11 protein-coding genes are annotated in these 13,478 nt (G+C 70.8%); 2 read left to right on the top strand and 9 right to left on the bottom strand.

Annotated features, from left to right (window positions below; all coding sequences use genetic code 11):
- The first annotated feature begins 3 nt into the window (after positions 1–3).
- Positions 4–1,251, top strand: a complete 1,248-nt coding sequence (locus tag LRS04_RS23775) for a glycosyltransferase family 2 protein (RefSeq protein WP_257818520.1) — start codon at positions 4–6, stop codon at positions 1,249–1,251.
- Positions 1,248–2,216 (top strand): glycosyltransferase family 2 protein, encoded by a 969-nt coding sequence (locus LRS04_RS23770; protein ID WP_257818518.1) that lies wholly within the window; start codon positions 1,248–1,250, stop codon positions 2,214–2,216. Before LRS04_RS23775 ends, LRS04_RS23770 begins: the two co-directional genes overlap by 4 nt.
- A gap of 289 nt (positions 2,217–2,505) precedes the next feature.
- Here LRS04_RS23770 and LRS04_RS23765 read toward each other — a convergent pair whose 3' ends face one another.
- From LRS04_RS23765 to LRS04_RS23730, 9 genes are all read right to left on the bottom strand, one after another.
- Positions 2,506–3,810, bottom strand: a complete 1,305-nt coding sequence (locus LRS04_RS23765) for a lipopolysaccharide biosynthesis protein (RefSeq protein ID WP_257819239.1) — start codon at positions 3,808–3,810, stop codon at positions 2,506–2,508.
- 69 nt (positions 3,811–3,879) lie between these two features.
- Positions 3,880–5,391: an O-antigen ligase family protein gene (locus tag LRS04_RS23760; RefSeq protein WP_257818516.1), complete on the bottom strand. Its 1,512-nt coding sequence runs from the start codon at positions 5,389–5,391 to the stop codon at positions 3,880–3,882.
- On the bottom strand, positions 5,388–6,296 hold the full coding sequence (locus tag LRS04_RS23755; protein WP_257818514.1) for a glycoside hydrolase family 16 protein: 909 nt from the start codon (positions 6,294–6,296) through the stop codon (positions 5,388–5,390). The genes LRS04_RS23760 and LRS04_RS23755 overlap by 4 nt, the downstream gene beginning before the upstream one ends.
- Positions 6,297–6,316: 20 nt before the next feature.
- Positions 6,317–8,449, bottom strand: coding sequence for an AAA family ATPase (locus LRS04_RS23750; protein WP_257818513.1), 2,133 nt, complete (start codon positions 8,447–8,449; stop codon positions 6,317–6,319).
- A 297-nt stretch (positions 8,450–8,746) separates the two neighbouring features.
- Complete coding sequence (locus tag LRS04_RS23745; protein WP_257819238.1) at positions 8,747–9,319, bottom strand: polysaccharide biosynthesis/export family protein; 573 nt, start codon at positions 9,317–9,319, stop codon at positions 8,747–8,749.
- A 225-nt stretch (positions 9,320–9,544) separates the two neighbouring features.
- The gene (locus tag LRS04_RS23740) at positions 9,545–10,435 is read right to left on the bottom strand and encodes a glycosyltransferase family 2 protein (protein ID WP_257818511.1); all 891 of its coding nucleotides are present in this window, start codon (positions 10,433–10,435) and stop codon (positions 9,545–9,547) included.
- 8 nt (positions 10,436–10,443) lie between these two features.
- Positions 10,444–11,970, bottom strand: a complete 1,527-nt coding sequence (locus tag LRS04_RS23735) for a hypothetical protein (protein WP_374577306.1) — start codon at positions 11,968–11,970, stop codon at positions 10,444–10,446.
- Positions 11,933–12,721, bottom strand: coding sequence for a hypothetical protein (locus LRS04_RS28505; RefSeq protein WP_374576909.1), 789 nt, complete (start codon positions 12,719–12,721; stop codon positions 11,933–11,935). The genes LRS04_RS23735 and LRS04_RS28505 overlap by 38 nt, the downstream gene beginning before the upstream one ends.
- Positions 12,621–13,166, bottom strand: coding sequence for a hypothetical protein (locus tag LRS04_RS23730; protein WP_257818509.1), 546 nt, complete (start codon positions 13,164–13,166; stop codon positions 12,621–12,623). The genes LRS04_RS28505 and LRS04_RS23730 overlap by 101 nt, the downstream gene beginning before the upstream one ends.
- Positions 13,167–13,478: the final 312 nt, after the last annotated feature.

The raw sequence follows: 13,478 nt of genomic DNA, 5'->3' as shown, positions 1-13,478 counted from the left end.
TCGATGCTTCATCCCAAGCCCACCCCCGAGCGGCGTCCGGTGTCGGACGAGTCCGGCCGCGACGAGGGTTTCAGCCGCGCCCCCGCCGAGCCGCGTTCCTTCGCGCCGCGGGCCGCCCCGCTCCCGTCGCCCGCCACGCTCGACGGGCTTCTTCCGCAGGCCTGGGACCGCATCGATCCGCGGGCCGTCATCCGGGTTGCGGAGGCGCCGCAGCCGTCGCTGAGCGCCGAGGAACAGGCCGCGCGCCGCGCCCTGATCGTCATCCCCTGCCTGAACGAGGAGAAGGTGATCGCCGGGGTGATCGAGCAGATCCTGGCCGACGACGGCCTCGTCGATCCCCTGGTGCTGGTGGCCGACGGCGGGTCGTCGGACTGCAGCCGCGAGATCGTCGCCGCCATCGCCGCCCGCGACCCGCGCGTCCGCCTGATGCCCAATCCCGGCAAGCTGCAGAGCGCCGGCATGAACCTCGCCGCCGCCGCCATGGCCGGCGACCGGCCGTGGCTGGTGCGGGTCGACGCCCACGCCGACTATCCGCCCAACTACGCCTCCACCCTGATCGCCGAAGCCCGCCGCACGGGCGCGGACTCGGTGGTTGTCTCGATGGACACCCGCGGCGAGGCCCCGTTCCAGCAGGCCGTCGCCGTGGCCCAGAACTCGGTGCTCGGCACCGGCGGCTCGGCCCACCGGCTGGCCACCGAAGGCCACTGGGTCGATCATGGCCACCACGCGCTCTTCAGCGTCGACGCCTACCGGGCGGTCGGCGGCTACGACGAGAGCTTCAGCCACAACGAGGACGCCGAGCTCGACCTGCGGCTCGCCAAGCAGGGCCGGAAGATCTGGCTCACCGACAAGATCCGCATCGGCTACCACCCGCGGTCCACGCCCAAGGCGCTGGCCAAGCAGTACTTCAGCTACGGGAAGGGCCGGGCCCGCACCGTGCTCAAGCACTACACGCCGCTGAAGGTCCGCCAGGCCCTGCCGCTGGCCGTGGCCCCGGCCGTCGCCGGCCTCGCGCTCGCGCCGCTCTGGTGGGTGTTTGCCATCCCGGCGCTCGTGTGGATGGCCGCGGCGCTAGGCTACGGCGCCATGCTCGGCGTGAAGCGGCGCGACGCCACCGCGGCGATGTCCGGCCCGGCCGCGATGATCATGCACCTGGCCTGGTCGGCCGGCTTCTGGGCTCAGCTCTTCACCTGGAGCCGGGAGCGCAAGGACGCGCCGCCGGCCCAGCTTGCCGCACAGGCCGCCTCGTGACGCGGCCACGCGTCTCGGTCGTCACGGCGAACTACAACGGCGCGCGCCACCTCGCCGAGGCCGTCCGCTCGGTGCTCGGCCAGACGCTGGCGGATCTCGAGCTGATCATCGTCGATGACCGCTCCACCGACGACAGCCTGGCGGTGATCGAGGCCGCGGCCGCCGGCGATCCGCGCGTGAGGGTGCTGGTCCAGCCGCAGAACGGCGGGCCGGGCGCCGCGCGCAACCGGGCGCTGGATGCGGTGCGCGGCGAATGGATCGCGATCTTCGATTCCGACGACCTGATGGCCCCCGACCGGCTGGAGCGCCTGGTGGCGCGGGCCGAGGCCGACGGCGCCGACATCGTCGCCGACAATCTGATGGTCTTCCAGGATGGGCGGGACGAGCCCGGGACCCCGTTCCTTTCGGGCCGCGACTGGCAGGCGTCCCGTCCGATCACCCTCGCCGAATATGTGGACTGCGCCCGGATGTACGGCCGCAAGCCCGGCCTCGGCTATCTGAAGCCGCTGTTCCGCAGCCGCCGGCTCAGCGACGTCCGCTATCGCGAGGCGCTGCGGATCGGCGAGGACTACGACCTGGTGGTCCGCCTGCTGGCCGGCGGCGCCCGCATGGCCTTCGAGCCGGCGGCCCTCTACCGATACCGCAAGCACGGCGCCTCGATCAGCCACGTCATGCGCCGCGAGCACCTGCTGCAGATGGTGGCCGCGGACGCGGCGCTGGAAGGCGTGATGATGGGGCAGGCGAAGGATGTCCGCCGCGCCTTCGCCGCGCGCCGCCGTTCGCTGCACGCCGCGCTGGCCTACGACCATGTGGTGGAGCGCCTGAAGGCGCGCGACCTGCTGGGCGGGATCGCGGCGTCCGTCGCCTCGCCGGACGTCTGGCCGCTGCTGACCCTGCCGGTCAAGGCGCGCCTGAAGCGCCTGGCCGCGAAGCTCGCGCCCGCGCAGCAGCCGGCGACGGCCTGAGCCTGATCTCCAGCTCTCATCCCGGTTTCGGCGCAGCCGAAGACCGGGACTCAATGACTCTGGGTTGCCCGCAGAAGGAGCGACGTCGTCGCCGCGTCATTCCGAGCGCGCGCCGGGTGAATGGATCCCGGTCTTTCGCTTCGCGAAAAACCGGGATGACACCAGGAGATTATGGGATCGGCGCGTCGCCCAGGGCCTGGGCCCTGGAAGGCGCGGAGGTCGTCGATCAACCGCCGCCGGGCGAAGATCCACATGGCCGCCCCATAGGCCGCCGCGCCCAGTCCGATCATCAACACGAATTCCACGACCATCGGCGCCTGCGCCAGCGCCGCGCGGGCCGCGAGGACGACGCCGGCCATCGCCGCACAGCCGAGCGCCGCGGGCCGAAGGCCGCGAGCAGGCGCGCGTGCGGCATGGCGAGGTCCTTGGCCAGGGTGTGGAGGTAGATCCCGCAGACCAGGGCCATGGCCGCCGCCACCGCGCCGGAGACGGCCTCGAGGCCGAACCGCACGGTCAGGGCCACCGCGCCGATCACGACGACGCCCAGCAGGATCGAGAGCTTCAGCCGCTGCGCCGTCTTGCCGAGGCCCATGAAGGTCGTGGCCATGATCGAGCAGAGGCAGAAGAAGAAGCCGGCGGCGGCCAGGAAGCGCAGCGGCCCGATGGCGTCGTGCCACTGTTCCCCAAGCACCAGCTTCACGGCCAGGTCGGCGACGAGCGCCAGGCCGACGAACAGCGGCGCCAGGAAGACCGCGCCGAGCCGCAGGGACGTGACGGCCAGGTCCTGCAGGGAGGCCCGCGTGGCGTTGTGCGAGGTCTTGGCGACGGCGGTGAAGATGTAGAGGTAGAACGGCCCGGAGATCAGCATGTCGGGCGCCCGGACGAGCTGGTAGGCCATGGCGTAATACCCGAGGGCGGTGGCCCCGAGGACGCCGCCGATGATCAGGCTGTCGAGGTTGCGCGACACGAAGTCGGCGAGGATCGCCGCGATCGTCTGCCCGCCGAAGGCCAGGAGACTCTTCGCCTCCGCGAACCGGTAGTGCAGGCGGGGCAGGGCCCCCGCGCGGGAGCCGACCCAGGCGAGCTTGCAGAGCCAGAGCACGAGCTGCTGGGCGACGAGCGCCCAGGCGCCCCAGCCGGCCAGGGCCGCAGCCAGGGCGGTGGCGGCGCTCGCGCCGGTGGAGATCAGGTCGCCGGCGGCGAAGATCCCGAACCGGCCCTCGCGGATGATCCGGCCGTTGGCGACCGTGGTCAGGCTGTTGATCAGGAGGATCGGCGACAGCGCCAGGATCAGCATGGGCAGGCGCGGCTGGCTCATCAGCGCGCCCAGGGGCCAGGCCGCCGCCGCGCAGGCCAGGGTCAGCGCCAGGCCGATGCCGGCCGAGAGCCAGAACACCGTCGATTCCTGGTCGCGGGTCACCTCGCGCTGCCGGCCGAGCGCGTAGCCCATTCCGCCGTCCGACAGCACATTGGCCAGCAGGATGAACGGCATGGCCAGCGCCACGAGGCCGTACTCCGCCGGGCCGATCAGCCGGGCCAGGATCGGCAGCATGGCGAACTGCAGGCCGAGCCGGAGCGCGCTCGCGCCGGTCAGCGCCAGGGCCGACCGAGGTGCGGTGAAGCTTGCCGCGCATCTTGGGCTGCGGGCTGTCGGCGGCCGCCGTCATCCGCGGGTGTCGGAGCGGATCAGGCGCAGGTGGTCGGACTGCGGCCGCAGGCGGGGCGTGCCCCAGCCGGCGGGGACCTGCTCGACGGGCCAGACCTGCACGATGCGGTCCCGCCGCGTCAGCCGTGGCGCGGCCACAGGCTTCGGCGCGCCCAGTCTTCCGAAGGCGGCGCCAAGCGCGCCGAACGCCAGCACGGTCGAGAAGTAGAACGGCGCGATGCCGATGGTCTCGATGCCGGTCCGCGAGAGCTGGTAGAGCAGCACGCCCACCCAGAAGACCAGCGCCAGGTTGGGCCTGAGCACGAAGCGGCGGACCAGGGCGAAGACGCCGACGGCCACGGTGACCGCGATCACCACCAGGCCCACGAGGCCGAGGGTCACCAGGATCTCCACGAAGGTGTTGTGGAAGGTGAAGCCGCCGCGGCTGTCGATGCCAAAATACTTCCAGAGGCCCTCGGCGTCGGGATTCCCCTGCAGCCAGAAGGCGTAGTAGCCGCGGCCGAGCAGGGGCTTCTCGTGCATCAGGTCGGCGGCGCGGTACCACAGGTAGGTCCGTCCGGTGAGCGTCGGATCCTTGTCGAACGTCCGGGCGCCCCATTCGATGAGCGCCTGGGAGAGCCAGGTGTAGGACAGGCCGATGGCCACCAGCACCGTCCCGGTCATCACCGTGAGCCAGGCCCGGACCGCCTTGCCGGCCTTGAGCAGCGGCAGCAGCGCCAGCATCCCGCCCACACCCATGGCGAGCCCGATCAGCGCGCCCGCCGAACGCGCCGCCGTCACCGAGTAGAGGCCGAGCGCCAGGCCGACGACGCCGAGGCCCACCCAGGCCCAGGCGCGGTCGCGGAGCGCCATGAAGGTCATGCCGAGGAACACCAGCACGCCCGTCGAGGCGATGTCGGCGGTCAGGTTCTTGCTCTCCGTCAGGCCGGAGAAGGCGCTGCCGCCGGCGCCGACGCCGATCGCCACGGTGCCGCCGGTGACGAGCGCGAAGGCAATGTAGGTCAGGAAGGCGCACGCCATGGCGCGCATCACCGCCTGCTGGCTGCGCGCCGACGAGATCAGCACGCCGGCCACCGCCGTGATGCCGAGCTCGATCGCGAACTTCAGCGTCTCCTTGGGCGCTTCGGACCAGACGGTGGAGAAGACGGCGAGGGCGGGGATCGCGAAGAGCGCCGCGCGGGAGAGGAGCACGCGCTCCAGGCCCCGGCGGCGGACGAACAGGTAGGCCGGGACCGCGGCGGCCACGGCGACTGCGCCCAGCGTGCCCCAGTTGGCGATGAACAGCAGGGCGACGAACAGGCCGAAGGTGAAGAGGGCGTCCAGATCGATCCGCAGGCCGAGCACCGTGACCGAGGGCCCATGGCGCGCGTCGCCTGCCGCGGGCGGCGTCGCCTGCGCGGCCTGGGCCCGGCGCTGTTCGCGCCAGCGGACGGGATGGGGGGCGGGGATGTCGCCGCCGCGGATGCGGCGCGGCCGGTTGTCCGGAGCGAAGGTGTCCCAGGTGGTCATGGCGCGAACCTGTAGGCGCGGATGTAGTCGATCTGCATCCGGGCGGGGAAAGGCGTGGTGGCGTCGGGCTGGCCGGCCCAGTCGCCGCCGAGCGCGATGTTGGCCAGCATGTACATGGGCTTGTGCATGTCGGCCGGCGTGGCCATCCGCTTCACCTCGCGGCCGTCCACGAACCAGATGACCTCGTCGTGGGTCCAGCTCACGGAAAAGGTGTGGAAGTCGTCGGGACTGACACGGACCTCGGTCCCCTCGGCCTTCACATGGTTCGAGTGCAGGGTGACATAGACCTTCGACGGATCGCCGACGCTCTCCATGACGTCGATCTCGGGCGGCCAGCTCAGATCGGCCGGCAGCAGCCAGAAGGCCGGCCACACGCCCTTGCCGCGCGGCAGCTTGGCCCGCATCTCGAAGTAGCCGTAGGTCTGCCGGAAGCTCGGCTGGCTGGTGATCATCCCCGACACGTAGCGGTAGCCGTCGAGGCGCTCGGCCAGCTCCCGCGGCACGGGCCGGGCGGCGATCTCCAGCGTCCCGTTGCGCGCCGTGAACGGGTTCAGGCCCAGCGGCCGGTCGTCGTCCTCACGCCCGCGGCGGCGGCCGTGCATGTCCGGGTCGACGTAGAGCTGCAGCTCCTTGTTGCTCTTCAGCGTGCGGACGTTGAAGTCCTGCGGGTCCACCGGGCCTTCGCGCAGCGTGGTCCGCCAGACGCCCTGGCCCAGGCGATAGGGCCGGAACTCGTCGAACTCGTCGGCGAAGGTCAGGGTCAGCCTCTTGCCGTCCGGCGACCGCTCCAGCGGGCCGGTCGCCGCAACGGCGTCGGAACCGCCGGGAAGGCAGGCCGCGAGCGCCGCCGCGAGGGCGGCCGCGGCCAGGGCCGCGCGCCGCGAAGCTTTCACTCCGTCGAACATGATCGCCACCGCGGCCGGGCTCAGGCCGCGGCGATGTAGTAGTTCTTGAAGTAGCCGTAGTAGTCGCTGCTGTCGCCGTAGCCGTAGCGGGCCTGGCCCTTCACATTGACCTTGGTGAGCAGCGCGCCGGCCACGTTCGCCCCGCATTCCTGGAGGATGTCGACCGCCGACTGGGCGGCGCGCAGCGGGGTCTTGTTCCACTGCACGAGGTAGAGCACCCGGTCCGCCTTCGCCGCCAGGATGCGGGCGTCGGCGACGCCGAGGATCGGCGGGGCGTCCAGGATCACATAGTCGAACTGGTTGGCGAGTTCGCGCAGCACGTCGTCGGTCTCGGGGTTCGAGAACAGGTCGTAGGGCACGCTCTTGCCGGCCGCCGGCAGGATGAAGAGGTTGGTCTTCGCGTCGTGGACCAGGGCCTCGGCCAGCGGTACCTTGTCCTGCACGACCTCGACCAGGCCCACGTCACGGGCGCCGATCAGCTTGGTCACGCCGCGCTGGCGCAGGTCGCAGTCGACGATCACCACCCGGCTGCCGGAGAGCGCGAGGGTGCGCGCCAGGCAGAAGGAGGTCAGGCTCTTGCCTTCGCGCGGCACGGCCGAGGTCACGGCGATCAGCTTGTTGTCCTCGTGCGGCGCGCTGATCATCAGGAAGGCGCGCAGGTTGCGGAAGGCTTCCGCGAAGCCCGAGAAGGGATGGCTGACCAGGTACTCCTGGGGCGCCGCGTCCGGGCCGCGCAGGCCCTTCGGCTTCACCGAGCGGAAGTCGGGCAGGACGCCGGCGAACGGCACGCCCAGCTCGCGTTCCACGTCGAGCCGCGAGCGCAGGTGCTTGTCCCAGAACTCCGCGATCAGCACCGCCGCGCCGGCCGCGATCAGTCCGGCCAGCACCGCCAGGGCCGCGCCGAGCTTCATGTTCGGCGACGAGGGGGCGATCGGCACCGCGGCGCGGGCGTTCACCGTCGCGTCGGCCTGCTGCAGGCTGCCCTCGGCGGCCACTTCCTTGGCGCGGCCAAGGTAGGCCTCGTAGATCGCCTTGGCCGCGTCGGCCTTCTGCTGCAGGCCCACGAGGCCGACCATGGCCTGGTTGTTCTGGGCGATGCCGCCCTGGGCCGCGCCGCGGCTGCCCATCAGCGAGGCCTGCCGGCCGGACGCCGCCTGGGCTTCGGCGCGCAGGCTCGACAGGATGCGGTTGATCTCGATCTGGATCTGGCCGCGGATGTCGTTGAGCTGGGCCTGGGTCCGCTTCACTTCCGGGTACTCGTCGGTGAAGTCGGTCTTCAGCTGGGCGAGCTTCACGGAGAGCTCGGCCTCGCGCTTGCGCATCTCGCGCACCGTCTCGGAGCCGAGCGCCGCGCCGACGTCGGCGCCGCCGTTACCGTTGCGCAGCTGGGTCTGGGCCGCCGCCAGGCGGGCGTACTTCTCGGCCGTCTCGGCGCGAGCGATGGCCAGCTGCTGGTTGAGGGTCGAGACTTCCTGCTCGGCCATGGTCGAGCCCTGCGCCGACATCAGGCCGTGCTCGTTCTTGTACCGCTGGACGTTGGCCTCGGCGATCTCGGCGTCCCGGCGCATCTTCTCGAGGCTGAGGCCGAGTTCGCTGTTGGCGCGGGTGACGCGGGCCAGCTTCTCGTCGAGCTGCAGGCGCTGGTACTCGTCCATGTAGGTGTTGGAGAGCCGGGCGGCCTTCTCGGGCGAGGTCGAGCTGACTCCGACCATCACGACATAGGTCAGGCCGGCGCGGCGGACCCAGGTCTTGTTCATCAGCACATTGGCCGTGCGCTCCACGAGCCGCTGGCTCGGGTTGGCGATCGGCTCGGCCGGCTTCTTCAGGCCGAAGAAGCCGGGCGCCATCTGGCCGTTGAATTCGGGGTCGTTGTAGAGCTGCAGCTTGCGCACCACGCGCTCGGCCACGGCCCGCGAGCGGAGCACCTCGACCTGGGTGTCGACCGCGCTGGTGTCGGCGGGCAGGCCCGAGACCTGCTGTTCGGCGCGGGCGAGGTTGCGGCCCGACGGGTCGATCACCACCGAGCCCACTGCGGTGTAGCTCTTGGGCTGCAGGGCGAAGGCCGCCAGCACAAGGAGGAAGACCAGGGCGGCGACGCCGAGGCCCAGCTTGGCGCGCTGCATGAGGATGCCGAAGAGCTGGCGCAGGTGCATGCGCTCGGCTCCATCGGACGGAAGGGCGCGGCCGGATGGGCCGGCAACTCGTGCGTGATCGGGATCAGATGATTCATCGGCGACCTGCGTTGGCACTGACCATGGGGCGGGCCGCGGGACCCGGGTTCTTTAGCGGAAGCGCGCCGATCTCCACCGCGCGCTTCCTGTGAACTCGGGCTCGTAAGCCCCGCCCAGACTTCGGAAAAACTAGCGTTGCCAATAACCCCGACCCCCTGCGTCGGGTTCCGCACGAAGACGCCTTCCGGCCTGGCGAGCCGGAGGGCGCCTGAAATCACCTCACCAGGGGGCGATCAGCATGCCCAGGAGGCCGAAGCTCCCCTGGAAGTTCTGCATGAAGCTCTTGCCGCCGGAGGTGTCGACGACGACGATGTCGTTGCCGTAGACGAGCGGATCGTCCGCCTTGCCGGCGCGGATGGCGGCCAGGTTGTAGAAGGCCGAATGCCGTTGGCCGCCGACCGTGCGGAAGATCGCCACGCGCTTGACGTTGGCGAGTTTCGGGTCGGGTCCACGGGCCAGCGAGACCGCCTGCATCAGGGTCGTCGGCCCGGCGAGCGGGTAGAGGCCCGGCTGCATGACCGCCCCGTCGACGGTCACCTTCTGGCTCTGGGCTTCCTTGACCGTCACGATGACCTGCGGGTCCTTCATGTAGGTCTTCTTCAGCATGCCGGCGATGTCGTTGGACAGCTCGGCGGGCGTGCGGCCGCCGGCCTGGACCTGGCCGATCAGCGGCAGGATCACCTTGCCGCCGGAATCGACCTGGACCTCGCGCTTCAGCTCGTCGATGCCGAAGACGTTGATCTCCACCTTGTCCTGGGCGCCGATCCGGTAGTCGGCGGCGTCCGGCCGCAGCAGCGCCGCGGAATCCGGGGCGGCAGGGCGTTCGCGGCAAGCGCGGGGGCGGACGCGCCGGCGAGCGTGAGGAACGCCGCGGCGGCGAGCGAGGGCAGACGCCTACGCATGACTGTTGAGCTCCAGAAATCGCGACCAAACGATTTGCGGCGTCGCAATGAGTGCATTGCCGCGCGTCTCAAACCCGCTTGCGCCCAGCCTGTTCCCGACGGCGGAACTTTGTTTTCAGTAGAGCTGCAATTCCTTCAGGCCGGCGAGCCGGGCGACGACGCCGGCGTGCAGCGAGCCCCGGACCAGCCAGCGGCTGCGGCGGGCAGGGGACAGCGCCGACACCGCCGCGCCCGCCAGGCAGACGCCGCCCTTGGCGCCGGCGACGCCGATCTGCGCGAGGCGCGCGGGCCCGCGGGCGCGGCTTTCCAGGCGCGCGCCGTGGGTCTGGCCGGTGCGGAAGCTCCGCTTGAGCAGCCAGCGGAGCGAGGCGCGTCCGTCCGGCACGGGCTCGAAGGCCAGCGCGCCTTCCGCATAGCCGATCGTCCCGCCGGCGTCGGTGAGGCGGTAGAAGAAGTCGTCGTCCTCGCCGCCCTGGCGGCCTCGTGCGAGGTCGAAGCGCAGGTCCAGCCGGCGGACCGTCTCCATGCGGACCATCACATTGCCGGCATAGCCCTTGAGGATGCGGCCCTCGACCCTGACCGGGGCGGTGGAGTGGAAGTCCCCCGCCGCGAGCCAAGCGGGGGCGTCCGGTCCGTAGACGGCCTTCACTGGCCCGAGCACCGCGTCCCAGCCGCCCTGCGCCTGCTCGGCCAGCAGGGCGGCGAGCCAGCCCGGCGTCGCCGTCTCGTCGTCGTCCAGGAAGGCCAGGAACTCGGCCCGGGCGGCGTCGAGGCAGGCGTTGCGGGCCAGCGAGATGTTGCGCGACGGGGCGTGGACGTAGACCAGGTCAACGCCGGCGTCCGCCGCGGCCGCGCGGATCCGGGCCTCCGCCTCGTTCGTCTCGTCGTTGTCGGCGACGATCACCCGCAGGCGGACGCCGGGCGGCAGGACCTGCCGGCCAAGCGAAGCCAGGGTGTCGGCGACGGCCGCGCGCCGGAAGGTGCAGATCCCCACGTCGACGATCATGGCCGGCCTCAGGCGCCGAAGATCCAGCCCGAGGGCAGGCTGGAGAGTTGGACGTTGACGAGGATCATCTGGGCGCTGCCCACCTGGATGACCGTGTCGGCCCCCACCTGGGCGGCGCTGTAGGTCGCGCCGGGCAGAAGTTGGACGCGGTCGCCCTCGGCGGCGCTGAAGTCGGTCACCCGGTCGATCCCCGCCTCGGCGAAGGTGTGGAAGATGTCCGCGCCGGCCCCGCCGGAGAGCGTGTCGTCGCCGCGGTCCCCGGACAGCCAGTCGTTGCCCGCCTGGCCCCAGAGCTGGTCGGAACCCTGGCCGCCGCGGATCAGGTCGGCGCCCGCGCCGCCGTCGCACCAGTCGTTGCCCATGTTGCCGTAGACGATGTCGTCGCCGTCATCGCCGAACAGGCGGTCGTTGTCCTTGCCGCCCACGGTCCAGTCATCGCCGGCGCCGCCCATGACGGTGTCGTCGCCCATGTTGCCGTGGACGTCGTCGAAGTCGTCGCCGCCGAGGATGCGGTCGTTGCCTTCGTCGCCGCGCAGATAGTCCTGGCCCGAGGTGCCGGTGATGGTGTCGTTGCCCATCAGGCCGTTCACCGCCTGCCGGCCGGGGTTCGCCTGCAGGGTGTCGTCGCCGTTGGTGGCGGCGCTGCCGCCGCCGGCCCCGCCGCCGCCCTCGGACGAGGCGCCGTAGATCCGGTAGAGGTGCTGCACGCCCGAGGCGTTGGTGACGATCAGGTCGCCCGAGGCGGTGACGCCGGTCAGGTCGCCGGCGATCTCGCGCACCGGCCCGTACCAGCCGCGGACGTCGCCGCCATAGGCCCATTCGTCATAGCCGCGGGCCATGGTCTTGCCGTCGGCGGTGTCCCAGCTCGCCGCGAAGCCGCCGAAGTCGGTGGCGATGAACCGCACGTCGCCGCTGGCGGGCCCCAGCTCCTGGCGGGTGAAGGTCAGTTTGACGGGATCGAACACCATGGCCCAGGCCGAGCGGCCGGCGCCGTCGGGCATGTAGTAACCGAACACCAGCTTGCCGGTGGTGAGCCAGGTGCCCGTGCCGGTGAACTGGCCGACGGAGCCCGCCATCAGGGTCGTGGCCTGGCCCAGCACGCCGTTCGTGGACACGGCGCCGAACACCGCGCCAGCGTCCTCCCAGATCACGAAGCTCCGGCCGGGCGGGCCGGACGCCGGCTTGGAGCCGTGGATGCTGATCGACGCGGTGCTGACCGGCTGTCCGCTGTCGGCGAAGGTTTCGGTGACGTTGACCTGGCCGCTGGTCGGCCCGCCCTGGCTGCGCAGTGTGCCCACCGGGATCTCAGGCGTCTCGTGCACCACCTGGGTCGAGCCGTCCGCCAGGGCGTAGGCCCGGACGTAGTCGACCTTCATGTGGGTGGGAAACTGGCCCTCGACGGGTTCGCCGCCCCAGCCGCCGACCGCCAGGTTGACGATCAGCGCCATGGGATAGTCCCAGTTGTCCGGCGTCGGGCCATGCAGCACGGCGATGCCGTCATAGTAGAAGGTCACCGTCTCCGGGGTCCACAGCATGCCGTAGGTGTGCATGCCGGCGACTTCGAGCTTCAGCGCGTCGTCGTACTGGGTGTCGTCCCCGCCGAGCGCGCGGCGGTAGTCGATGTCCGGCGTGATCGCCAGGCCCTCGAAGATGTCCGCCTCGATGTTCGGCACGAACGGATTGGTCATCATCCAGAAGGCCGGCCAGGGCGCCGGCCGCCGTCGGCATCTCGGCGCGGATCTCGAAGTAGCCGTGCTTCTGCTCGAAGATGCCGAAGGTGTTCAGCATGCCGGAGGAGTACTCCCGCCCGTAGGCGGCGTAGGACTGCTCGTCCGGGATCGGCCTGGCGGTGATGGTCAGCACGCCGTCCGAGATCGAGAACGGATTGATGTCGAGATCGGCTTCGCCGCGGCCCTGGAACCCGGGCTGAACGTAGGCCTGCACCTCGCCGTTCGAGACCAGGGTGTAGGCCCACTGGTCCTTCAGGTTGCCGCCGAAGTCGGTGCGCCAGATGCCGGTGTCCAGGGAGAAGTCCCGGATCTGCAGCGAATTGAACTCGTCCTGGAAGGTGATGGCCCCCAGCTTGGAGGTGTCGAGCGGCAACAGGAACTGGCGATCCTCGATCGTAGAGAGCTGCTCGTCGCGCAGGATCAGCTTCTCGCCGTTGGCGAAGCTGAAGACCACATCATTGCCCTGCTGGCTCATGATCGATCGGAGCTGGGCGGCGGTGCTGATGCCGTAGTCGTGAAGCTGGAGCTGGCTGTTGCCGTTCCAGTTGTAGATCACGTCGGAACCTTCGCCGGCCCGAACCACGAAGGTGGTCTTCTGCGTCAGCGCGCCCACCATCACGTCGTCGCCGCCGGCGCCCGTAGATCCAGTGGGTGTTGTCGTCGACGACGATCAGGTTCCCGAGGCCGTTGCCGACGGCGTAGTTGTAGTTGCCGTTGACGATGAGGTTCTCGACGTTGTCGGCCAGCCGCATGTCGGTCCAGGCGATCATGGTGTCGACGCCGCCGCCCGCCTGCTCGACGACCCGGTCCTTCGGGTGCGTGATCCAGTGACGGTTGTCGGAGCTGTTGCCGATCAGGACGTCGCCGCCGCCCTCACCGGAAAGTGAGGAGGCGCCGGGCGCCGCGGTGATGGTCTCGTTGCCGGCGGCCGTGCCGGCTACGCGCGCCTGCTCGGGCGCGCTCTCGGGCATCGCCATGCCCCGGGCGTTGAAATAGGTCACTTTGAAGAACTCTCCACGAGCTAGCGGCGTGCAGAACACGGCAGCGGTGGATTGGTTCTCCGGCGACGTCGTCCGAGCCCATCATTTCGCAAGCGCGAAAATGTGACGCTGTGCGACGCAACCGTCGGGCGGCGCTTGGTGTTGAGCGTGCCAGTGGAGTGCTTGAGGGTTCGAGGGATGCAGGAAGAGCGGTCGTTCGCCTATTCGCTCAGCCAGGGTATGGAAGGCTGGAGCTGGAGCATCTACGACGAGGACGGGGTGACGGTCGCCCGCGGCGCGGCCCCAGCCGGGACGCCGCCCAGGCGGCCGTGG

This window comes from Phenylobacterium sp. J367, assembly GCF_024699985.1.
In the GTDB taxonomy this organism is placed as follows: Bacteria; Pseudomonadota; Alphaproteobacteria; order Caulobacterales; family Caulobacteraceae; genus Phenylobacterium.
Note: the sequence above shows the minus strand (reverse complement) of the source record. Positions and strands in the feature narration are given on the sequence as shown.